Raw genomic sequence first — 21,890 nt, forward strand, 5'->3', positions numbered from 1 at the left:
CGGCGGGCGGGCGGAGCGCTCTCAGCGCGCGGCCGGCACCCCGGCGGCCCCCGGCCCGGCGGCGACCCCGGCGGCCCGCGCCGCCGCTTCCCGGCGCGGCCGGCGCCGCTCGACCCCGCGCAGCCAGCGCCACAGCGCCACCCCGGCGAGCACCGCCGCCGGGTGCCCCACGGCGGTGACCACGTCCTTCTCGGCGGCGATCTGCTCGGCGATCATCAGTCCGACCCCGCCCAGCGCGAGCACCCGCCCGCGCCGGGACAGCAGCCCGGACACCGCACCCAGGCAGGCCAGCACGCCGTAGCTGACCCCGATGTCCAGGCGCTCCATCACCGCCGGGTCCATCCGCCCGGTCTCCACCGCGACGAACACCACGCCCTGCGAGAGCAGCGTGGCCGTGACGTGCCCGACCGCGAACACCAGGGCCGCCCGGGCCGGCCCGACCCTGCGCTCCAGCGGCGCCAGGGTGAAGGCGAACCCCCACAGGTAGGGCATCCAGACCTCGCCGGCCACCCAGAATCCGCTCAGCACCAGGGCGCGCAAAGGGTGCTGCAGGAGGTTGTGCCCGTCCGAACTGGACGCCTCCTGGAGGCGCTGCACGAGTTCCGGGTCGGCGAGTTTCGCGAAGGTCGTGGTGAGGCCCACCACCGCGAGGTATCCGAGCGTGAAGGGATTGCGCCGGGGCGTCGGCACCCGCTCCAGCAACCAGTCGAGGACGGCGGTGCGCAGGCCGTACCGGAGCATTCCGTACGGCACGCCCGCCGATGGCGGACCCTGCCGTCCGGCCTCCTGCCGCAGTCCCGCCATGCCGCCTCCGCTCCACGCCCGCAGCCGCCCGAGTCCCTCGCGCCAGTGCCCAACGTACCGGCGGGCGCGGAGGATTCCGCTGGTCGGGTGTCGACGCGACCACGTTACGTCGAGGTTCTGAGAGGCAACTGGGAAAAGCCCGTGAAGACCTGCCCGGAGTCGGAGACTCCGAATAGCGGGAATTGGTCCGGACCTAGTTCTGATTGACGCGTCAGTAGCGGCTCTGACCGGCGACTCAACGCCAACTGGACCGCATACGTACCGTTACGCAGAGAAAATTCGCCGGGTAAGGTATCGGCCCGTGCCCACCCCTCGGTGGGCCCGCGGGCGGTCCGACAGGCCGGCCCGCGGGCCGGAAACGTCCGGTCCACCTGCCGGAAAGCATCCGCTGTCCGTACGCTGCGGAGTGCGTGGGAGAACAGCGGGCGGCGACCATCCGCCCGCACGGCTCCCGAATCGCGCGGCGGGACGGCGGACCCGGCACAGTCCACGACGGAACAAGACTACGAGCGGAGCCCCGCCATCCCCACAGGTGGCCGGCCCGCAGCCCTGGGGGCGGTGGCGTGACCGTGACAGAAATTCAGCAGGACCACCACAACACCGGCGGCACGGTGAGCAGCCAGCGCAGAGTGCTGGTGGTGGAGGACGAGCCCACGATCGCCGAGTCGATCGCGGCCCGACTGGGCGCGGAGGGCTTCAAGGTCGCCGTGGCCCACGACGGGCCCGGCGCGGTGGACGGCTTCCACACCTGGCAGCCGGACCTGGTCGTCCTCGACATCATGCTGCCCGGCTTCGACGGCCTGGAGGTGTGCCGCCGCATCCAGGCCCAGCGGCCGGTGCCGGTACTGATGCTGACCGCCCGCGACGACGAGACGGACCTGCTGGTCGGCCTCGGCGTCGGTGCGGACGACTACATGACGAAGCCGTTCTCGATGCGCGAGCTCGCGGCCCGGGTCAACGTGCTGCTGCGCCGCGTCGAGCGCGCCCAGCAGGCGGCCCGCACGCCCGCGCTCGGCAGCCTGCGCTTCGGCGAACTGGAGATCGACCACGTGCAGCGCCGGGTGCGGCTCGCCTCGGGCGACGTCCACCTGACGCCGACCGAGTTCGACCTGCTCGCCTGCCTGGCCGCCCAGCCGCGCGCGGTGCTCACCCGCGAGCAGCTGCTGGCCGAGGTGTGGGACTGGACCGACGCGTCCGGCACCCGCACCGTCGACAGCCACGTCAAGGCGCTGCGGCGCAAGATCGGCGCCAGCTGGATCCGCACCGTCCACGGCGTCGGATACGCACTGGAGGCCCCGCTCTCGTAGGCGGGCTTCGGGCGAGGGCCACCGGGGGGCCCGCGTCCCGACACCGCCGTGCGAGCAAGCGGGGATCACAGGGATCCATGACCTTTCCACAGCAACGCAACGGCGACGCCGAGGCCGGGCGCTCGCAGACGCTCGCGGCCCGCGCCGCCCGACGGGTCTGGGCCGACATCCGGCCGCTCGACCCGGTCCGCTCGATCAAGGGCAAACTCGCCCTGCTGGTGATCGTCTCCGTCTTCCTGGCCACCGGCATGGTGGTCGTGGCGATCCAGTCCGCGACCCAGATCCGGATCATCATGGTCTTCTCCATGATCGCCTCGCTGCTGTTCATGCAGTTCCTCGCGCACGGGCTGGCCTCGCCGCTGCGCGAGATGACGGCCGCCGCCCGCGCGATGGCCTCCGGCGACTACAGCCGCCGGGTCGAGGTGAGCTCGCGCGACGAGATCGGCGAGCTGGCGGCCGCCTTCAACGCCATGGCGGCCGACCTCCAGGCCGCCGACCAGCACCGCCGCGAGATCGTCGCCAACGTCTCGCACGAGCTGCGCACGCCCATCGCCGCGCTGCGCGCCGTGCTGGAGAACGTGGTGGACGGCGTCGTCCAGCCGAACCCCGCCACCCTGCAGGCCGCGCTGGAGCAGACCGAGCGGCTCGGCCGCCTGGTCACCCACCTGCTGGACCTCTCCAAGATCGACGACGGCGTGGTCGACCTGGACGCGCGCCCCTTCGAGGTGCGGGAGTTCCTGGACGGCGTGCTGCGCGGCGTCACCGTGGACGGCGCGACGGCCGGCGGGGCGTTCTCCCGACGCGGCGACGTCCGGCTCGCCCTGGAGGTCAGCCCGGCCGGCCTGACCGGCGTGGCGGACCCGGAACGGCTCCACCAGGTGGTCGCCAACCTGGTCGACAACGCCTGCAAGCACTCCCCGCCCGGCGGCACCGTGACGGTGCGGGCCCGGCCGGACGGCGAGGACGGCGGCCTGCTGCTGGAGGTCCAGGACGAGGGCCCGGGCATCCCGGCGGCCGACCGCGACCGGGTCTTCGAGCGGTTCAGCCGCAGCGGCAGCGCGACGGCCTCCGGGCCGGGCGCGGACGGCGGCACCGGGCTGGGACTGGCCATCGCCCGCTGGGCGGTGGACCTGCACGGCGGGCGGATCGCGGTGGCGGAGTCGCCGAAGGGCTGCCGGATTGAGGTCCGGCTGCCGGGGCACCCCTGAGCGGAGTCGAACGGCGAGCGGCCGGAGATGGTTCGACCGCACTCCGTTTGTCACAGAACCGACACAGACGCATACGAAGATCGTGAGGGCATTCGATCGGAGCTATGTCCGGTTTCGTCCGGATTTGCGGCCCGGTCGCTTCCCCTCAGATCCGGCTTTCTAACGCAGTTTTTCGGCCAAATCGCAGGTCAGGACTGTGATCTGGGCGACGCCTGGGGCCCGGGGACTGCGCGATCACTGGTCAGGGGCGTAGCCTTAATCCCCGCTGTCCAAACATCCCAAAAGGAAGCGGAAGAGGGCGGTTGCCGCCGTGTCGCCACAGTCCCCAGAGACCCCCAACAGCTCGGCAAGCTCCACTGGCTTCGGCCCCAATGAGTGGCTCGTCGACGAGATCTACCAGCAGTACCTCCAGGACCCGAACTCGGTCGACCGAGCCTGGTGGGACTTTTTCGCCGACTACAAGCCCGGTACCGAGGTGACCCCAGTGACCCAGGCCGCGACCCAGGCCGGCCCCGCGCCGACCCCTGCCGCTGCCCCCGTGCCCGCCGCTGCTGCTCCGGCCGCACCCGCCCCCGCCGCGCCGGCCGCCCCGGCCCCCGCGGCGCCGGCCCCGGTTGCCGCCCCGCTCGCCGCCGCGCCCGCCGCGCCCCCGGCCCCGAAGGCCGCCGCCCCGGCGCCGGCCCCGGCCCCGGCCGCCGCCGGCCCCGAGCTGGTCCAGCTGCGCGGCCCGGCGAAGGCCGTCGCCACCAACATGGACGCCTCGCTGGAGGTGCCGACCGCGACCTCGGTCCGCGCCGTCCCGGCGAAGCTGTTGATCGACAACCGCATCGTCATCAACAACCACCTGCAGCGCGCCCGCGGCGGCAAGGTCTCCTTCACCCACCTGATCGGTTACGCCCTGGTCCAGGCCATCAAGGCCGCCCCGGGCATGAACCACAGCTACAAGGTGGAGGACGGCAAGGCCTACCTGGTCAAGCCGGAGCACATCAACCTCGGCCTGGCCATCGACCTGGTCAAGCCGAACGGCGACCGCCAGCTCGTCGTCGCGGCCATCAAGAAGGCCGAGACGCTCGACTTCTTCGGCTTCTGGCAGGCCTACGAGGACATCGTCCGCCGGGCCCGCGCCAACAAGCTGACCATGGACGACTTCACCGGCGTCACGGTCTCGCTGACCAACCCCGGCGGCATCGGCACCGTGCACTCCGTGCCGCGCCTGATGCAGAACCAGGGCACCATCGTCGGCGTCGGCGCCATGGAGTACCCGGCCGAGTTCCAGGGCTCCGCCCCGGAGACCCTGTCCCGCCTGGGCGTCTCCAAGATCATGACGCTGACCTCGACCTACGACCACCGCGTCATCCAGGGCGCGGCGTCCGGCGAGTTCCTGCGCGAGATCCACCGCCTGCTGCTCGGCGAGAACGGCTTCTACGACGAGATCTTCGAGTCGCTGCGGATCCCGTACGAGCCGGTCCGCTGGGCCACCGACGTCGCCACCACCCACGACGACGAGGTCAACAAGACCGCCCGCGTCATGGAGCTGATCCACGCGTACCGCGTGCGCGGCCACCTGATGGCCGACACCGACCCGCTGGAGTACAAGCAGCGCAAGCACCCCGACCTGGACGTCGTCCAGCACGGCCTCACCCTGTGGGACCTGGAGCGCGAGTTCGCGGTCGGCGGCTTCGGCGGCCAGAAGATGATGAAGCTCCGCGACATCCTCGGCCTGCTGCGCAACACCTACTGCCGCACCGTCGGCGTCGAGTACATGCACATCCAGGACCCGAAGCAGCGCAAGTGGCTGCAGGAGCGCCTGGAGAAGCCGTACACCAAGCCCGAGCGCGAGGAGCAGCTGCGGATCCTCCGCCGCCTGAACTCCGCCGAGGCCTTCGAGACCTTCCTGCAGACCAAGTACGTCGGGCAGAAGCGTTTCTCGCTGGAGGGCGGCGAGTCGCTCATCCCGCTGCTGGACGCCACCATCGACGCCGCCGCCGAGCACCGCCTCGACGAGGCCGTCATCGGCATGGCCCACCGCGGCCGCCTGAACGTGCTGGCCAACATCGTCGGCAAGCCGTACGGCAAGATCTTCGGCGAGTTCGAGGGCAACCTCGACCCGAAGTCGATGCACGGCTCCGGCGACGTCAAGTACCACCTGGGCGCCGAGGGCACCTTCACCGGCCTGGACGGCGAGACCATCAAGGTCTCGCTCGCCGCGAACCCGTCCCACCTGGAGACGGTCGACCCGGTCGTCGAGGGCATCGTCCGCGCCAAGCAGGACGTCCTGGACCAGGGCGGCACCACCTTCCCGGTGCTCCCGATCCAGGTCCACGGCGACGCGGCCTTCGCCGGCCAGGGCGTCGTCGCGGAGACCCTGAACATGTCGCAGCTGCGCGGCTACCGCACCGGCGGCACGATCCACCTCGTGGTGAACAACCAGGTCGGCTTCACCGCCGCCCCGGCGTCCTCGCGCTCGTCGATGTACTGCACCGACGTGGCCCGCATGATCGAGGCGCCGATCTTCCACGTCAACGGCGACGACCCGGAGGCCGTGGTCCGCGTCGCGCGGCTCGCCTTCGAGTTCCGCCAGGCGTTCCACAAGGACGTCGTCATCGACCTCATCTGCTACCGCCGCCGCGGTCACAACGAGGCCGACAACCCGTCGTTCACCCAGCCGCTGATGTACGACCTGATCGACAAGAAGCGCTCGGTGCGCAAGCTGTACACCGAGGGCCTGATCGGTCGCGGCGACATCACCATGGAAGAGGCGGAGCAGGCGCTCCAGGACTTCCAGGGCCAGCTGGAGAAGGTCTTCGCCGAGGTCCGCGACGCGGCCCAGGCGCCGGCCGACGCCACCGCCGGCAAGCCGGTCGCCGACTTCCCGGTCTCCATCCAGACCGGCATCTCCCAGGAGATGGTCAAGCGGATCGCCGCCTCGCAGGTCAACCTGCCGGACTGGCTGACCGTCCACCCGCGCCTGCTGCCGCAGCTGCAGCGCCGCGCCGCCTCGGTCGAGGACAACACCATCGACTGGGCGATGGGCGAGACCCTCGCCATCGGCTCGCTGCTCATGGAGGGCCACCCGGTCCGCCTGGCCGGCCAGGACAGCCGCCGCGGCACCTTCGGCCAGCGGCACGCCGTCCTGATCGACCGCAACACCGGCGAGGACTACACCCCGCTGCAGTACCTCACCGAGGACCAGGCCCGCTACACCGTCTACGACAGCCTGCTGTCGGAGTACGCGGCCATGGGCTTCGAGTACGGCTACTCGCTGACCCGCCCGAACGCGCTGGTCATGTGGGAGGCGCAGTTCGGCGACTTCGTCAACGGCGCGCAGACCATGGTGGACGAGTACATCGCCTCCGCCGAGCAGAAGTGGGGCCAGCACTCCGGCGTCACCCTGCTGCTGCCGCACGGCTACGAGGGCCAGGGGCCGGACCACTCGTCCGCCCGCCCGGAGCGCTTCCTCCAGCTGTGCGCGCAGGACAACATGACGGTCGCCATGCCGACCCTGCCGTCGAACTACTTCCACCTGCTGCGCTGGCAGGCGCACAACCCGCACCACAAGCCGCTCGTCGTCTTCACCCCGAAGTCGATGCTGCGCCTGAAGGCCGCGGCGAGTGCGACCGAGGAGTTCCTGTCCGGCTCGTTCCGCCCGGTCATCGGCGACACCACCGTCGACCCGGCGCAGGTCCGCAAGGTCGTCATCACCGCCGGCAAGTTCTACTACGACCTCGAGGCGGCCCGGACGGAGCGCGGCATCACCGACACCGCCATCGTCCGGATGGAGCGGCTCTACCCGCTGCCGGTGGCCGAGCTCCAGGAGGAGCTGGCCCGCTACGGCGACGACGTCCAGTTCATCTGGGCGCAGGAGGAGCCGGCCAACCAGGGTGCCTGGCCGTTCATCGCGATGAACCTGGTCGACCACCTGCAGGTCGTGATCGGCCGCACCGGCGGCGACGCCCGTCTGCGCCGCGTCGCCCGCACGGCCTCCTCGGCCCCCGCGGTCGGCTCGGCCAAGCGCCACGCCGCCGAGCAGGCGGCCCTGGTGGACGAGGTCTTCGCGCTCTGAGCACGCCGAGAGCTCCGGGACACCGGCTCTGACGCCCGCGGCCCCCGTCCTCCCGATCCGGGAGGACGGGGGCCGCGGGCGTTCGCGGTTGACGGGTCCGCGTCCGCGCTGTTCACGGTTGTGCAACCAATGCGCACCCACGGTGCGCGGGATCCTGACGGATCGATAGGTTATGCCTCGCCGGACCGCCGCCCCGCGCCCGTCACCGCGCGCCGCCCGCGGTCCCGGCCGACCTCACCGCTCAACCAGGGGGATCCCACATGACCGCCGACAGCCCCTCCGACGCCGGCAACCTCCCACCGGTCTTCCAGCCGCTCCTCCCGGACGACCCCCGGGAGGTCGGCGGCTACCGGCTGTACGCCCGGCTCGGCGCCGGCGGCATGGGCCGGGTCTACCTCTCGTACACCCCGGGCGGGCGCCCGGTCGCGCTCAAGGTGGTGCGCCCGGAGTTCGCCGAGGACGGCGAGTTCCGCCGCCGCTTCGCCCAGGAGGTCAGCAACGCCCAGCGCATCCACGGCCTCTACACCGCCCAGGTGATCGACTCCGGCGGCCTGGACTCGGACGCCCCCTGGCTGGTCACCGCGTACGTCCCCGGCCCGTCGCTGCAGCAGGTGGTGCGCGAGCACGGCGCCCTGCCGGTGCGCACCGTGCTGCTGCTGATGGGCGGCATCGCCGAGGCGCTGCAGGCCATCCACAGCGTCGAGGTGGTCCACCGCGACCTGAAGCCCGCCAACGTGCTGGTCGCCGGGGACGGCCCGCGGGTGATCGACTTCGGCATCGCCCGGGCCGCCGACGCCACCGCGCTGACCGGCACCGGCTACCGGATCGGCTCCCCCGCCTTCATGGCCCCCGAGCAGGCCCAGGGCCGGGCCGTCACCCCGGCCACCGACGTCTTCGCGCTCGGCGCGCTGGCCGCCTACGTGGCCGGCGGCAGCGCGCCGTTCGGCGACGGGCCGGACACCGCGGTGCTCTACCGGGTGGTGCACGAGGAGGCGGACCTGACGGCCGTCCCGGCCGACCTGCGCGAGCTGATCCAGCGCTGCCTGGCGAAGTCCCCCGAGGACCGCCCGAAGCCCGCCGAGATCATCCAGGTGGCCCGCAACCACCCGGAGGTCGGCGGCCAGCTGCGGTTCGGCGAGGACTGGCTGCCTCGCCAGGTCAACACCGAGATCACCCGCCGCTCGGACCTGCCGCAGCGACAATCCCTTCAGGCGCTCCCCACCCCGGCGCCCGCCGCCCCCGCGGCGCCGCCCGCCCCGGCCGTGCCGCCCCCGCCGGCCGCCGCGCCGACCCACCCGGCCACCGTGGCCGCCGCGCCGCAGCAGCCCGCCAGCCCGCCGCCGGGCTTCACGCCGCCGCCGCTCGGCGCGTACGGCGCCCCGCAGCCGGCTACCGAGGCGCCCACCGCGCCGGTGCTGCCCGCGCCGCCGACCGTCCAGCTGCGGCCCGAGCCGCCGGCCTTCGACACGCCCCCGCCGGGCCCGGTGGTCACCGGCACCCCGGAGCCGGAGCCCAAGGCCAGGAAGGGCGGGGTCTCCTGGAAGGTGCTGCTCACGGTCGCCCTGGTGATGGCGGTCGGCGGTACGGCCGGCGGCGTCGCCCTGATGAAGTCGCTGGACGACGGCAAGAAGAGCGACGACAAGCCGGCCGCCGCGGCCACCACGTCCGAGAGTCCGCGCCCGGCCCCGGACCGGACGACCTCCTCCCCCGCCCCCACCGGGTCCTCGACCGGCTCGGTGACGGCCGGACCGTCGAAATCCGGCCAGAGCACCGTCTCGGCCCCCGCCCGGCCGACCGGCTACGCGCCGATCCTGGACAAGAAGTCGCTGTCGATCCCGGGCGCCGAGTACAGCAGCGACACCTACCGGATCGACCTGGACTCGGGCACCGTGGTGCCGCACTCCGGCGACCTCAAGTGGGGCCTCGGGGTGGCCAACAACAGCAACGGCAGCAAGGCCAACTCCTTCGCCAGCTACGGGGACGACAAGTCGGACTTCGCGGTGATCACCGAGCCGACCGTCACCGCCGAGCAGTGCGCCGCCGCGATCGACTCCCGGCCGGACACCGACCTCTCGTACAACCGGGTCGCCCCCGGCCGTCTGCTGTGCGTCCGCGACCGGGTCACCCGCAACATCGCCATCGCGGTGATCGAGCAGGCCGACCCGACCACCGGGGCCGCCAAGGCCACCATCAGCACCTGGCGGGCCAGCTGACCGGACTATCCTGACCAGGTCAACCCCCATCCGACCGGAGCGAACCGTGTACTTCACCGACCGAGGCATCGAGGAGCTGGAGAGCCGGCGCGGCGACGAGGAGGTCACCTTCGAGTGGCTGGCCGAGCGCTTGCGCGAGTTCGTCGACCTCAACCCGGACTTCGAGATCCCGGTCGAGCGGCTGGCCACCTGGCTGGCCCGGCTCGACGACGAGGACGACGAGTGACCCGGTGACGGCCGTACGAAGGGCCCGGGAGGCAGCCGCCTCCCGGGCCCTTCGCGTGCCCCGCGCGGGTGGCGCCCCTTAGGGGGGCACCTCGGGGTCGGGTCCGGGCCGGTTTCAGGGGCGGAACCGCTTGCTTTTCCCGGCACGCGATATATCGTCTCTTACAGAGAACGCGATACATCGCGATCCGACAGCGGGAGGCGGCAGACATGAGCCAGTGGACGATCGAGGGGCCGGGCAGGACCACCTTCGAGGACGCGGTCCGCGAACTGCACGTGCGCGTCATCGACGGCACCGTGAACGTGGTCGCGGCCGAGGGCCCGGCCCGCATGGAGGTCACCGAGCTCCGGGGCGAGCCGCTGCACGTGACGCTCGTGGACGGCGTGCTGACGGTCACCTACAAGGACATCAACAGCTGGGGCGAGTTCGGCGAGCAGCTCAGGTCGGTCGCCTCGGTCAAGTCCTTCCTCGGCAGCTTCAAGCGCAAGCGGACGGTCGGCGTCACCCTGACCGTCCCGGTCGACGCCGCGGTCAAGGTCGGCACCGTCTCGGCCGGCGCCACCGTCACCGGCATCGACGGCCACGTCTCGGTGCAGAGCGCCAGCGGCGACGCCACCCTCGCCAAGGTGACCGGCCGCATCGACGCCGCCACCGTCACCGGCGACGTGGACGCCCAGGCGGTGGGCGGCGAGCTCAAGGTCAACACCGTCTCCGGGCAGCTCACCGTGATCGCCGGCACCGCCGACCGGGTCCAGGCCAACTCCGTCACCGGCGCCGTCACCCTGGACCTCGACGTGGCCGGCGAGACCGACGTCAAGGTCAACACCGTCAGCGGGCCGGTCGTCGTCCGCATCCCCTCGCTGGCCGACGCCACCGTCGAGGCCGGCTCCACCACCGGCGACGTCTCCAGCACCTTCGAGCAGCTCAAGATGAGCAGCACCTGGGGCGCCAAGAAGATCTCCGGGCAGCTCGGCGAGGGCCGCGGCAGCCTGAACGTCACCACCGTCTCCGGCGCCGTCACCGTGCTGCGCCGCCCCGACGCCGAGGACGACGCCCCGGCCCGGGAGCTCCCGGCCGGCCCCGACCTCACCAAGCCCGCCGGGCCCGACCTGACCAAGGAGGCCTGAGATGACCCCCGTGTTCGGCCACGGCCGGCTCCGGCTCTACCTGCTGAAGCTGCTGGACGAGTCCCCCCGGCACGGCTACGAGGTGATCCGCCTGCTGGAGGAGCGCTTCCAGGGCCTGTACGCGCCCTCCGCCGGCACCGTCTACCCGCGCCTGGCCAAGCTGGAGCAGGAGGGCCTGGTCAGCCACAGCACCGAGGGCGGCCGCAAGGTGTACCGGCTGACCGATGCCGGCCGCGCCGAACTCGAAGCCCGACAGGTCGAGTTGGACGAGCTGGAGGGCGAGATCCGGGACTCCGTGGCGCAGCTGGCCGGGGCGATCCGGGAGGACGTCCGGGACAGCGCCAAGGACCTGCGCGAGGAGCTGTGGAAGGCCGCCCGGCAGGCCCCGCGGCCGGCCCCCGCCGAGGGCGGCGGCGACCCGTGGTCCGGGCCGTGGGGCGACAACGAGTCCTGGCAGCGCGCCAAGGAGGAGTTCGCCCAGTTCAAGCGGCAGGCCAAGGAGCAGGCCAAGCGCGCCCGGGAGCAGGAGAAGGCCGCCAAGGCCAAGGCGAAGGCCGCCGAGGAGGAGGCCCGCCGGCTGCGCGAGCAGGCCAAGGCCTCGCGCACCGCGGCGCAGCAGGAGGCGCTGCGGATCAAGCGCCGGGTCGAGCAGCAGGTGCGCGAGCACGCGGCGCAGGGCGACTGGCCGAAGGGGCTGGCCGAGGGCCTGTCCGAGCTGACCAAGGGCCTGGCCGGGCTCGCCGACGCGGCCCGCTGGGGCCACCCGGCGGAGGAGCCGGGCGAGCAGGTCACCGTCACCCGGATCGACCTGGACAAGTCCGGGGCCTCCGCGACCCCGGCCGACCTGCCGGCGTGGGCCCGCACCGACCCGGCCGGGGAGCCGGCCCGGGAGCTGGAGCGGCTGCTCGACCGCTTCCGCGACCAGGTCCGCGACGCGGCCCGGGACGGCGGCGTGAGCGCCGATCAGCTGGCCGAGGCCCGGACGGCGCTGGGCACGGTCGGCGAGCGGCTGAAGCGGCTGCTCGGCTGACCGGCCGTCGCGCGGACGGTCCGGCACCTCCGGGGGGAGGGTGCCGGGCCGTTCGCGTGTGCGCGCGCCTCAGGGAGTGAGCACGATCTTCCCGAAGAGGTCGCCCTTGGCCAGCCGGGCGAAGCCCTCCCGGGCCTCGGCCAGCGGCAGCACCGAGTCGATCACCGGCCGCACCCCGGTGTTGGCGCACAGCGCCAGCAGCCCGGCCAGCTCCTCCTTGGAGCCCATGGTCGAGCCGACCACCTTCAGCTCCAGGAAGAAGATCCGGTTCAGCTCGGTGGCACTCGGGTTCGGGCCCGAGGTGGCGCCGGAGATCACGATGGTGCCGCCCGGGCGCAGCGACTTCACCGAGTGCGACCAGGTGGCGGCGCCGACCGTCTCCATCACGGCGTCCACCCGCTCGGGCAGCCGGGCGCCGCTCTCGAAGGCGGCGTCCGCGCCGAGGCCGATCGCCCGCTGCCGCTTGGCCTCGTCCCGGCCGGTGACCCACACCCGCAGGCCGGCCGCCTTGCCGAGCACGATCAGCGCGGTCGCCACCCCGCCGCCGGCGCCCTGCACCAGCACGGTGTCGCCGGGCTTGACCCCGGCGTTGGTGAACAGCATCCGGTAGGCCGTCAGCCAGGCGGTGGGCAGGCAGGCGGCCTGCTCGAAGCTCAGCTCGGCGGGCTTGGGCAGCAGGTTCCAGGTGGGCACCGCGACCCGCTGGGCGAAGGTGCCCTGGTAGCGCTCGGTCAGGATGGACCGGGGCTCGTCCGGGCCGACGCCGTGGCCGCTCTGGCCGATCACCGAGTGGATGACCACCTCGTTGCCGTGCTCGTCGATCCCGGCGGCGTCGCAGCCGAGGATCATCGGCAGCCTCCCGGCGGGCAGGCCGACCCCGCGCAGCGACCACAGGTCGTGGTGGTTGAGGCTGGCGGCCTTGACTGTGACCACGCTCCACCCGGGACGGGCCTGCGGCTCGGGGAGTTCGCCCAACTCCAGCCCGCTCAGCGGGTCGTCGGCGTCGATACGTGCGGCGTAGGCAGCAAACATGTCCCGGACGATAGCCGGGTACGGCCGAGGCCGGAACAACGCGTGGGTGTGACGCGCGTCCCGGCCTCGACTGCTCCCCCGCGCGCGGGGGAACCCGTCAGATCGTCAGATCCGCGCCACGCCCTCGGCGCGGGCGGCGTCGGCCACGGCCTTGGTGACCGCCGGGGCGACCCGCTCGTCGAACGGCGAGGGGATGACCTTCTGCGGCGTCAGCTCGTCCGCCACCACGCCCGCCAGCGCCTTGGCGGCGGCCAGCTTCATGCCCTCGGTGATCCGGGAGGCCCGCACCTGCAGCGCGCCGGCGAAGATGCCCGGGAAGGCCAGCACGTTGTTGATCTGGTTCGGGAAGTCGCTGCGCCCGGTGGCGACGACGGCCGCGTACTTGTGCGCGACCTCGGGGTGGATCTCCGGGTTGGGGTTGGCCATCGCGAAGATGAACGCGCCCTCGGCCATGGTCGCGACGACCTCCTCCGGCACGGTGCCGCCGGAGACGCCGATGAACACGTCGGCGCCGTTCAGCGCGTCGGCCAGCGAGCCCTTCACGCCGGTGCGGTTGGTCAGCGCGGCGATCTCGGCCTTGACGTCGGTGAGGTCGCCGCGGCCCTCGTACACCACGCCCTTGCGGTCGCACACGGCCACGTCGCCGATGCCCGCCGCCACCAGCATCTTGGCGATCGCGATGCCGGCCGCGCCGGCGCCGGAGATGACGGCCCGCAGCGAACCGATCTCGCGGTCCGTCACCTTCGCGGCGTTCCACAGCGCGGCGGTGGTGACGATCGCGGTGCCGTGCTGGTCGTCGTGGAAGACCGGGATGTCCAGGGCGTCCTGGAGCCGGCGCTCGATCTCGAAGCAGCGCGGGGCCGAGATGTCCTCCAGGTTGACGCCGCCGAAGGACGGCGCCAGCCGCACCACGGTCTCGACGATCTCGTCGACCCCGGTGCAGGCGAGCGCGATCGGCACCGCGTCCACGCCGCCGAACTGCTTGAACAGGATGGCCTTGCCCTCCATCACCGGGAGCGAGGCCTCCGGGCCGATGTCGCCCAGACCGAGCACCGCGGTCCCGTCGGTGACCACCGCGACGGTGTTGGACTTCCAGGTGTAGTCGTTGACCAGCTCCGGCTGCTCCGCGATGGCCGTGCAGACGCGGGCGACACCGGGGGTGTAGGCGAGGGACAGGTCGTCCGCGTCGCGCACCGGCACGGTCGCCCGGATCTCCATCTTGCCGCCGCGGTGCAGCGCGAAGACGGCGTCGACCGGATCGTCGGTGTCCTGGGTGCTGCTGTGCATGATCTCCGCTGCCACGATGACCTCTTCGTCATTGAATTGGCGAGGTGCGCGGCCGACGGACTGGGCGACCCGCCGGAAACCGGAACCCGGGTACGCCGAAGCGGACCCGGGGGGCGGGGTCGGGGCGCTGCCGCCGGGCGGCGCCCTCGGATGAGGGTTTTATGGGGTCTTGTTGTCCGTGCTGTGCTTCCGGGCCGAGCGTAGGTCGGACGTCGGCATCGCACCTATGCCTTTTCGTCCTCGTCGCGCGCTGTTCATCGCCGCGCCGTCGCGTCGGGCGCCCGGCGTCACGGGAGCCGGTGTCCGGCACAGGCAACGGCGAAAAACGCACGCTTACCCGCAGGAGTGAACGCAGACCAGGAGGAGCCGGTGCCCGGGATACGGAGCCGCGTGAGGACTTCCGTTCCCTGACACCCCGAGCCTGTCAGGACTCGTCGGTCTGGTTCGAGCGTTCGGGGGTCACCCGGGCTACGAATTCTGACACACCCGCCCGCGGGCCCGGCGGCGGGCCTCCGGGCCGGTGGCCCGGGGATCTGCATACTTATACGGAGGGTGACAGGGGCACTGATATCGTCCGGATAGCGGACACCGTGCGCCCTCGTTATCCGATTTTGATCTGGATGAGGGTCACCTGACCGTCCTCAGATGGCAGGATTCCCCCCATCTCGGATCGAGCCGACCACTGGTCGAGGCGGTTCGGTCAACGTCCACCTCGGCGGAGGGTGGCGGAAGCGGTACCCGTACGACCCTGTGCGCCCCCGCGCCCAGGCCCGCACCACCCGGCCCCGCACGTACGACGACGTACAGCAGAACACACCACCCTCCGTACGGCGCCGTACGGCCTGCTGAACCGGTGCGCCGCTCCCGCGGCGCGCTCCGCCCGACCTCTCTCCCGAGAAGGAGATCCCCCTCATGACCGCCCGTACCCAGCGCACCCGGCTCCTCGCGGCCTGCGCGGTTGCCGCCTCCGTCTCGCTCGTGCTGACCGGCTGCGGCAGCAGCAAGTCGTCCTCCGGTTCGTCCGCCGGCGCCGGCACCAACCCGAGCGCCACGGTCGGCGCCGTGACGGCCGACCCGACGCTGGCCGCCCTCGTCCCGGCCGACGTCAAGTCCTCCGGCAAGCTCGTGGTCGCCGCGGACGCCTCGTACGCGCCCAACGAGTTCAAGGACGAGAAGGGCAACGTCGTCGGCATGGACGTCGACCTCGCCGACGCGATCGCCAAGAAGCTGGGCCTGACCGCCGACGTCCAGAACGCGGACTTCACCTCGATCATCCCGGGCATCGCGGCGAAGAAGTACCAGCTCGGCATGAGCTCCTTCACCGACACCAAGGAGCGCGAGGCGACCGTCGACATGGTCACCTACTTCACCGCCGGCAGCGCCATCGCGGTGAAGAAGGGCAACCCCGACAAGATCGACCCCAAGGACCTCTGCGGCAAGAAGGTCGCCGTCCAGACCGGCACCACCCAGGCCGACGAGATCAAGGACACCCGCAACCCGGACTGCACCAAGGCCGGCAAGCCGACCATCCCGAACGACGGCGACAAGTTCCCGCTGCAGACGGACGTCACCCAGTCCCTGATCGCCGGACGCGACCAGGCCATGATGGCCGACTCGCCGGTCATCGACTACGCCCTCAAGCAGACCAACGGCCAGCTGGAGAAGCTCGGCGACACCTACGACAGCGCGCCCTACGGCGTGGTCGTCGACAAGAACTCGCCGCTCACCAAGGCCGTCCAGGGCGCCGTCCAGTCGCTGATCGCGGACGGCACCTACAAGCAGATCCTGACGAAGTGGGGCGTCGCGGCCGGCGCGATCGACAAGTCCGAGATCAACGCCGCCAAGAGCTGACCCTCCGCACCACCACACCCCCTGAGGCCACCCACTGTGAATCCTTCAGACCAGGGGCTGACGAAGCCGGGACGGCCTGAGCCCATCAAGGCCGTCCCGGTCCGCCACCCCGGACGCTGGGCCGGAGCCATCGTCGTCGTCGTCCTCGCGGCGATGCTGCTCCACGCCCTGATCTACAACCCCGCGTTTCAGTGGGACGTCGTCCGCGACACCATGCAGGACGACACGATCATCAGCGGTATCGGGACCACTCTCGAACTCACCGTGCTCTCCATGCTCATGGGCGTGGTCGGCGGTGTGATCCTCGCGGTCATGCGGCTCTCGCCGAACCCGCTGCTGTCCGGAACGGCCTGGTTCTACATCTGGGTTTTCCGCGGCACCCCGGTGCTGGTCCAGCTGGTGTTCTGGAACTTCCTGGGCACGCTCTGGCAGAACCTCTCGATCGGCATCCCGTTCGGCCCGGAGTTCTGGTCGGAGAACACCAACACCCTCATCCCGACCTTCACCGCCGCGCTGCTCGGCCTCGGCCTCAACGAGGCCGCGTACATGGCGGAGATCGTCCGCGGCGGCATCCAGTCCGTCGACGAGGGCCAGACCGAGGCCGCGCACGCGCTGGGCATGAGCCGTACGGCCACCCTGCGCCGGATCGTCCTGCCGCAGGCGATGCGGGTGATCGTCCCGCCGACCGGCAACGAGACCATCTCGATGCTGAAGACCACCTCGCTGGTCCAGGTCATCTCGCTGTCCGAGCTGTTCACCGCCGGCCACGACATCTACTCGCGCACCTTCCAGACCATCCCGGTCCTGGTCGCGGTCAGCATCTACTACCTGATCATGACCTCGATCCTCACCGTGGGGCAGTACTACATCGAGCGGTACTACGCTCGTGGTGCGAACCGAACGCTGCCGCCGACGCCGCTCCAGCGGCTGCGCAGGCTGTTCGCCGGAAAGCCCGCCCCGAAGGAGCACGACGTCGTCCCGGGGCTCGAGGGAGGTGGTCACGTATGACCGATCTGACCAAGTCCCCCCAGGACGCCCGGCCGGGCGCCGAGCCGATGGTCAGGGCCGAGGGCGTGCACAAGTCGTACGGCCTGGTCGAGGTCCTCAAGGGCATCGACCTGGAGGTCAAGCAGAGCGAGGTGTTCTGCCTGGTCGGCCCGTCCGGCTCCGGGAAGTCGACCTTCCTGCGGTGCATCAACCACCTGGAGAAGATAAACGGCGGCCGCCTCTGGGTGGACGGCCAACTGGTCGGCTACCAGCAGAAGGGCGACAGGCTCTACGAGCTCAAGGACCGCGAGGTCGCCCTGAAGCGCCGGGACATCGGCATGGTCTTCCAGCGCTTCAACCTGTTCCCGCACATGACGGCCGTCGAGAACGTCATGGAGGCCCCGGTCCAGGTCAAGAAGGAGAACAAGGCCGCCGCCCGGGAACAGGCGATGGCCCTGCTGGAGCGGGTCGGCCTCGCCGACAAGGCGAAGAACTACCCGTCCCAGCTCTCCGGCGGCCAGCAGCAGCGCGTGGCGATCGCCCGCGCGCTGGCCATGAAGCCCAAGCTGATGCTCTTCGACGAGCCCACCTCGGCGCTCGACCCGGAGCTGGTCGGCGAGGTGCTGGACGTCATGCGCGGGCTGGCCGAGGAGGGGATGACCATGATCGTCGTCACCCACGAGATGGGCTTCGCCCGCGAGGTCGGCGACGCACTGGTGTTCATGGACGGCGGCGTGGTCGTCGAGTCCGGCAGCCCCCGCGAGGTGCTCACCAACCCGCAGCACGAGCGCACCCGGGCGTTCCTCTCCAAGGTGCTCTGACCCGGTGCTCTGAGTACGCACGGTCGGCGCCCGGCAGGCGATCCTGCCGGGCGCCGACGTTTTCCCCGCACGGGTAATAGGCTGGAGGCTGTCAGCCCGTTACCGATCTTCTGGAAGGACCGCCGTGGAGCTGGCGTCGTACGCCGATCTCGCCGTTCGGCTGGTGAACACCGAGGAGCCCGAGCGCGGCACCGACACGCTGACGTCCGTGGACGCGGTGCGCGGGCTGTTCTCCGACTCCTCCCGGGCCGGCGCGCTCGCCGAGGAGGCCGACGTGCCGCGTCTGCGGGGCGTGCGGACCAGGCTGCGCGGGGTCTTCGAGGCCGCCGCCGAGGGCGACGAGGTCCGGGCCGTCGACCTGCTGAACAGCCTGCTGATGGAGTACCCCGTCAGCCCGCTGGTCTCCGGGCACGACCACCTCGACGACGCCGGGCGGCCGCGCTGGCACCTGCACCTGGCCGACAACTCGCCGACCGCCACCGCGCACTTCAGCGCCGTCGCCTGCATGGGCCTGGCCGTCCACCTCACCGAGCTGGGCGCCGACCGGCTCGGCATCTGCCAGGCCGCGCCCTGCCGCAACGCCTACCTGGACACCTCGACCAACCGCTCCCGCCGCTACTGCTCGGACCGCTGCGCCACCCGCGCCAACGTGGCCGCCTACCGGGCCCGCAAGCGCCAGGAGGCGGCGGCCGCCACCACGCAGGAGGGTTAGATCTCCTCGGCCCACACGCCGAGTCGGCGGGCCAGGCCCGGCACCCGGGCCAGCCGGGGGCCGAGCAGCAGCCGCTCCAGCCGCCGGCCCGGCGCCAGCCAGGCCGGCGAGGGGCGCAGCCGCAGCAGCACCCGGCCGAGCAGCAGTTCGTCCGGCACCGGGCCGTAGGAGCGGCTGTCGCTGTCCACCGGGCGGTTGTCGGAGAGCAGCCACCAGCCCTGCGGGCGGCGCTCGGCGGCCCGCTTCACCACCAGCAGGTCCTGCTGGAAGGGGTGCCGGAAGAGCACCACCGCGCCGGGCCGGATCGGCGCGCCGTAGCGGACCAGCAGCTGGTCGCCCTCGCGCAGGGTCGGCACCATCGACGGGCCCGCCACGTCGACCAGCCCGAACGGCAGCGCGCCGCCCGGCTCCGTCCGTTCGGCGCCCTCCGGTCCCGTGCTCCGTGCCACGACTCCTCCTCCCGCGCTGCCCGCACCCAGTCTGCCGTACGGGCCGTCACCTGTTCGATGTCCGGATTACCCCGGTTCCGGGTCCGCCTTTCGCCCTAGGCCCACCGCCCGGCCGCGAAACCGGGGGGCCGGAAGGGTAATCTCGGGCGCGGGAAGACGATCTAAGGAAGGACTCCCATGTTCTCTCGTCTGTTTGCACCGCGCGCCACCGCCCACGCCCACTGCGACCTGCCCTGCGGTGTGTACGACCCGGCCCAGGCCAAGCTGGAGGCCGAGTCGGTCAAGGCCACCCAGGAGAAGTACCAGGCCAACGAGGACCCGCACTTCCGCGCCCGCGCCATCATCATCAAGGAGCAGCGCGCCGAGGCCGTCAAGCACCACATCTCGGTGCTGTGGAGCGACTACTTCAAGGCCCCGCACTTCGAGAAGTACCCGCAGCTGCACCAGCTGATCAACGACACCCTGAAGGCCGCCTCGGCCGCCAAGGCGTCCACCGACCCGGCCACCGGCCAGGCCCTGCTGGACCTGATCGCCGAGGTCGACAAGATCTTCTGGGAGACCAAGCAGGCCTGAGCCTGACGCGTCGCCACCCGACCGCCCCCGTCCGCAGCGCCGGACGGGGGCGGTCGTGCGTTCACGTCCGGATCGCGAGGTAAGGGTCATTCAGGCTGTGCGGCTGTTATGCTGCCAGGGCGTCCGAGGGGGAAGTCCGGTGCGAATCCGGCGCTGACCCGCAACGGTGAGCGGAGCCCGTGCTGCCCGTACGGCCCCGCCAGCCCGATCGCCCCCGGCCGCTGAACTCCCGACAACTCGCCGCGGACTGCGAGGGGACGGCGCCCCGGCACACCCTCCGGCAGGCCGCCCGGCCCGGCGCACCCACGGCCCGAGGCAAGGCGCAGCCCGTCCGTGAGCACCCGTGAGACCAGCCCGAGCGGCCCGCCCGCCGCCCGCCGAATACCCGCCCTGCCACTCGCCGCGGGCCTGGCCGCCGTCCTGCTGGTCTCGCTGCTGTGCGGCGTCTCGCTGGGCGCCTCCGGGATCGGCTTCCCGCACGCCCTGCGGCTGGTCGCCGCCGGGCTGACGGGCGGTCGGCTGGACGCCGACGAGGCCTCCGCGTACGCGATCGTCTGGCAGATCCGGCTGCCGCGCACCGTGCTCGCCGCCGTGGTCGGCGCCGGGCTGGCCGCCACCGGGGTCGCCGTGCAGGCGCTGGTGCGCAACGCGCTGGCCGACCCCTTCGTCCTCGGCATCTCCTCCGGCGCCGCGGTCGGCGCCAACGCCGTCCTGCTGCTCGGCGCCTTCGCCTCGCTGGGGGTCTGGGCGATCTCGGCGTCCGCCTTCGGCTCCGCCCTGGCCGCGATGGTGCTGGTCTACCTCGCCGCCCGGACCGCGGCCGGGCTCACCCCGCTGCGGCTGGTGCTCACCGGCACTGCGCTGTCCTACGGCTTCTCCGCCGTCACCTCGCTGATGGTCTTCGCCTCCGCCCGCGGCGAGGCCGCCCGGGACGCCATGATGTGGCTGCTCGGCAGCCTCGGCGGCGCCACCTGGGGCTCGGTGCCGATCGCCGCCGCCACGGTGCTGGCCGGGCTGGCCTACCTGGCGTGCGCCGCCGGGCGGTTGGACGCGCTCGCGATGGGCGACGAGACCTCCGCCTCGCTCGGCGTCGACCCGGACCGGCTGCGCCGCGAGCTGTTCACGGTGACCGCCGCCGTCACCGGCACGGTGGTCGCGGTCAGCGGGGCGATCGGCTTCGTCGGGCTGCTGATGCCGCACCTGGCCCGGATGCTGGTCGGCGCCGGGCACCGCCGGGTGCTGCTGGTCGCGCCGCTCGCCGGGGCGGTCCTGCTGGTCTGGGTGGACATCGCCTCGCGCACCCTGCTGGCGCCCGCCGAGCTGCCGGTCGGGATCTTCACCGCGGTGCTCGGGGTGCCGGCCTTCCTGCTGCTGATGCGCCGCCGCGGCTACACCTTCGGAGGCCGCTGATGACGACCGCCACCGATCTCACCGTCGACGGGGTCTCGGTGGAGCTGGCCGGTGCCCGGCTGGTCCACGACGTGGGCCTGCGGGCCGCCGCCGGGCAGGTGGTCGGGCTGGTCGGGCCGAACGGCAGCGGCAAGTCGACCCTGCTGCGCTGCGTCTACCGGGTGCTGCGGCCCGCCGCCGGAGCCGTCCGGCTGGACGGCGACGACCTGCACGCGCTCACCGCCCGGGAGGCGGCCCGCCGGGTGGCCGCGCTGCCCCAGGAGCACTCCGCGGAGTTCGACTTCACGGTGGCCGAGGTGGTCGCGATGGGCCGGCTGCCGCACCGCCGCCCGCTGGCCGGGCCCAGCGGCGCGGACCACGAGCGGTGCGCCGGGGCGCTGCGCCGGGTCGGCGCCGGGCACCTCGCCGAGCGGGGCTTCCTGAGCCTGTCCGGCGGCGAGAAGCAGCGGGTGCTGATCGCCCGGGCGCTGGTCCAGGAGCCGCGGCTGCTGGTGCTGGACGAGCCCACCAACCACCTCGACATCGCGCACCAGTTGGAGGTGCTGGCGCTGGTCCGCGAGGCCGGCCCGACGGTGCTCACCGCGCTGCACGACCTCAACCTCGCCGCCGGCCACTGCGACCTGCTGTACGTGCTGCGGGCCGGCCGGATCGTCGCCTCCGGGCCGCCCGCGGAGGTGCTCGAACCGGGCCTGCTGGCCGAGGTGTTCGGCGTCCGGGCCACCCCCGTCCGGCACCCGGTGACCGGCGCCCTCCAGCTGCTGTTCGACCGACTCCCCTGAACCCCCGAGGA

General features: G+C 72.3%; 18 protein-coding genes and 1 riboswitch. Of the genes, 14 read left to right on the plus strand and 4 right to left on the minus strand.

The window, feature by feature from the left end; all coding sequences use genetic code 11:
• Positions 1–21: 21 nt before the first annotated feature.
• On the minus strand, positions 22–804 hold the full coding sequence (locus AB2U05_RS11620; RefSeq protein ID WP_157882275.1) for a rhomboid-like protein: 783 nt from the start codon (positions 802–804) through the stop codon (positions 22–24).
• A 569-nt stretch (positions 805–1,373) separates the two neighbouring features.
• On the opposite strand from AB2U05_RS11620, the gene AB2U05_RS11625 reads away from it, so the two are divergent.
• The 7 genes from AB2U05_RS11625 (at position 1,374) to AB2U05_RS11655 (ending at position 11,978) form a co-directional block, all read left to right on the plus strand.
• Positions 1,374–2,111: a response regulator transcription factor gene (locus tag AB2U05_RS11625; RefSeq protein WP_167352983.1), complete on the plus strand. Its 738-nt coding sequence runs from the start codon at positions 1,374–1,376 to the stop codon at positions 2,109–2,111.
• A gap of 77 nt (positions 2,112–2,188) precedes the next feature.
• Complete coding sequence (locus AB2U05_RS11630; protein WP_045704552.1) at positions 2,189–3,319, plus strand: cell wall metabolism sensor histidine kinase WalK; 1,131 nt, start codon at positions 2,189–2,191, stop codon at positions 3,317–3,319.
• A gap of 310 nt (positions 3,320–3,629) precedes the next feature.
• On the plus strand, positions 3,630–7,382 hold the full coding sequence (locus AB2U05_RS11635) for a multifunctional oxoglutarate decarboxylase/oxoglutarate dehydrogenase thiamine pyrophosphate-binding subunit/dihydrolipoyllysine-residue succinyltransferase subunit (protein ID WP_369183160.1): 3,753 nt from the start codon (positions 3,630–3,632) through the stop codon (positions 7,380–7,382).
• A gap of 260 nt (positions 7,383–7,642) precedes the next feature.
• Positions 7,643–9,595 (plus strand): protein kinase, encoded by a 1,953-nt coding sequence (locus AB2U05_RS11640; protein ID WP_369183161.1) that lies wholly within the window; start codon positions 7,643–7,645, stop codon positions 9,593–9,595.
• A 46-nt stretch (positions 9,596–9,641) separates the two neighbouring features.
• A complete protein-coding gene (locus AB2U05_RS11645; protein ID WP_030235677.1) occupies positions 9,642–9,821 on the plus strand; it encodes a DUF6104 family protein in 180 nt (59 codons plus the stop codon).
• A gap of 209 nt (positions 9,822–10,030) precedes the next feature.
• Positions 10,031–10,948 (plus strand): DUF4097 family beta strand repeat-containing protein, encoded by a 918-nt coding sequence (locus AB2U05_RS11650; RefSeq protein WP_045699905.1) that lies wholly within the window; start codon positions 10,031–10,033, stop codon positions 10,946–10,948.
• A gap of 1 nt (position 10,949) precedes the next feature.
• Positions 10,950–11,978 carry a helix-turn-helix transcriptional regulator gene (locus AB2U05_RS11655; protein ID WP_369183162.1) on the plus strand — a complete coding sequence of 343 codons (1,029 nt, stop codon included), beginning with the start codon at positions 10,950–10,952 and terminating at the stop codon, positions 11,976–11,978.
• 69 nt (positions 11,979–12,047) lie between these two features.
• On the opposite strand, the gene AB2U05_RS11660 is transcribed toward AB2U05_RS11655, so the two are convergent.
• Positions 12,048–13,010 (minus strand): quinone oxidoreductase, encoded by a 963-nt coding sequence (locus AB2U05_RS11660; RefSeq protein ID WP_045699903.1) that lies wholly within the window; start codon positions 13,008–13,010, stop codon positions 12,048–12,050.
• Between the two features lie 105 nt (positions 13,011–13,115).
• A complete protein-coding gene (locus AB2U05_RS11665) occupies positions 13,116–14,312 on the minus strand; it encodes an NADP-dependent malic enzyme (RefSeq protein WP_045699902.1) in 1,197 nt (398 codons plus the stop codon).
• 897 nt (positions 14,313–15,209) lie between these two features.
• Here AB2U05_RS11665 and AB2U05_RS11670 point away from each other — a divergent pair.
• The 4 genes from AB2U05_RS11670 to AB2U05_RS11685 all read left to right on the plus strand — a co-directional run bounded on the left by AB2U05_RS11670 (position 15,210) and on the right by AB2U05_RS11685 (position 18,668).
• Positions 15,210–16,148: an ABC transporter substrate-binding protein gene (locus tag AB2U05_RS11670; protein ID WP_369183163.1), complete on the plus strand. Its 939-nt coding sequence runs from the start codon at positions 15,210–15,212 to the stop codon at positions 16,146–16,148.
• A gap of 36 nt (positions 16,149–16,184) precedes the next feature.
• Entirely contained in the window at positions 16,185–17,156 is a 972-nt protein-coding gene (locus AB2U05_RS11675) for an amino acid ABC transporter permease (protein WP_369183164.1), read from the plus strand.
• On the plus strand, positions 17,153–17,956 hold the full coding sequence (locus AB2U05_RS11680) for an amino acid ABC transporter ATP-binding protein (protein ID WP_369183165.1): 804 nt from the start codon (positions 17,153–17,155) through the stop codon (positions 17,954–17,956). Before AB2U05_RS11675 ends, AB2U05_RS11680 begins: the two co-directional genes overlap by 4 nt.
• 124 nt (positions 17,957–18,080) lie before the next feature.
• On the plus strand, positions 18,081–18,668 hold the full coding sequence (locus AB2U05_RS11685) for a CGNR zinc finger domain-containing protein (RefSeq protein WP_045699896.1): 588 nt from the start codon (positions 18,081–18,083) through the stop codon (positions 18,666–18,668).
• Here the strand turns inward: AB2U05_RS11685 and sodX are convergent.
• Positions 18,665–19,117, minus strand: coding sequence for a nickel-type superoxide dismutase maturation protease (sodX, locus tag AB2U05_RS11690; protein WP_045699894.1), 453 nt, complete (start codon positions 19,115–19,117; stop codon positions 18,665–18,667). The two genes, AB2U05_RS11685 and sodX, sit on opposite strands and share 4 nt — an antisense overlap.
• Before the next feature lie 177 nt (positions 19,118–19,294).
• On the opposite strand from sodX, the gene sodN reads away from it, so the two are divergent.
• The 3 genes from sodN to AB2U05_RS11705 all read left to right on the plus strand — a co-directional run bounded on the left by sodN (position 19,295) and on the right by AB2U05_RS11705 (position 21,879).
• Positions 19,295–19,690: a superoxide dismutase, Ni gene (gene sodN, locus AB2U05_RS11695; RefSeq protein WP_045699892.1), complete on the plus strand. Its 396-nt coding sequence runs from the start codon at positions 19,295–19,297 to the stop codon at positions 19,688–19,690.
• Between the two features lie 86 nt (positions 19,691–19,776).
• Positions 19,777–19,925: riboswitch (cobalamin riboswitch) on the plus strand.
• A 98-nt stretch (positions 19,926–20,023) separates the two neighbouring features.
• On the plus strand, positions 20,024–21,100 hold the full coding sequence (locus AB2U05_RS11700; RefSeq protein WP_045699890.1) for an iron ABC transporter permease: 1,077 nt from the start codon (positions 20,024–20,026) through the stop codon (positions 21,098–21,100).
• Entirely contained in the window at positions 21,100–21,879 is a 780-nt protein-coding gene (locus AB2U05_RS11705; RefSeq protein ID WP_369183166.1) for an ABC transporter ATP-binding protein, read from the plus strand. The genes AB2U05_RS11700 and AB2U05_RS11705 overlap by 1 nt, the downstream gene beginning before the upstream one ends.
• Positions 21,880–21,890 lie beyond the last annotated feature (11 nt).

It is taken from the genome of Streptomyces sp. Y1 (assembly GCF_041053115.1).
Classification (GTDB): Bacteria; Actinomycetota; Actinomycetes; order Streptomycetales; family Streptomycetaceae; genus Kitasatospora; species Kitasatospora rubellomurina.

Bases quoted from the DNA above. Each gene is read 5' to 3' on its own strand.
- AB2U05_RS11680 (WP_369183165.1), top strand. From the start codon at position 17,153: ATGACCGATCTGACCAAGTCCCCCCAGGACGCCCGGCCGGGCGCCGAG.
- sodN (WP_045699892.1), top strand. From the start codon at position 19,295: ATGTTCTCTCGTCTGTTTGCACCGCGCGCCACCGCCCACGCCCACTGC.
- AB2U05_RS11640 (WP_369183161.1), top strand. From the start codon at position 7,643: ATGACCGCCGACAGCCCCTCCGACGCCGGCAACCTCCCACCGGTCTTC.
- AB2U05_RS11660 (WP_045699903.1), bottom strand. From the start codon at position 13,010: ATGTTTGCTGCCTACGCCGCACGTATCGACGCCGACGACCCGCTGAGC.
- AB2U05_RS11655 (WP_369183162.1), top strand. From the start codon at position 10,950: ATGACCCCCGTGTTCGGCCACGGCCGGCTCCGGCTCTACCTGCTGAAG.
- AB2U05_RS11705 (WP_369183166.1), top strand. From the start codon at position 21,100: ATGACGACCGCCACCGATCTCACCGTCGACGGGGTCTCGGTGGAGCTG.
- AB2U05_RS11620 (WP_157882275.1), bottom strand. From the start codon at position 804: ATGGCGGGACTGCGGCAGGAGGCCGGACGGCAGGGTCCGCCATCGGCG.
- AB2U05_RS11650 (WP_045699905.1), top strand. From the start codon at position 10,031: ATGAGCCAGTGGACGATCGAGGGGCCGGGCAGGACCACCTTCGAGGAC.
- AB2U05_RS11670 (WP_369183163.1), top strand. From the start codon at position 15,210: ATGACCGCCCGTACCCAGCGCACCCGGCTCCTCGCGGCCTGCGCGGTT.
- AB2U05_RS11630 (WP_045704552.1), top strand. From the start codon at position 2,189: ATGACCTTTCCACAGCAACGCAACGGCGACGCCGAGGCCGGGCGCTCG.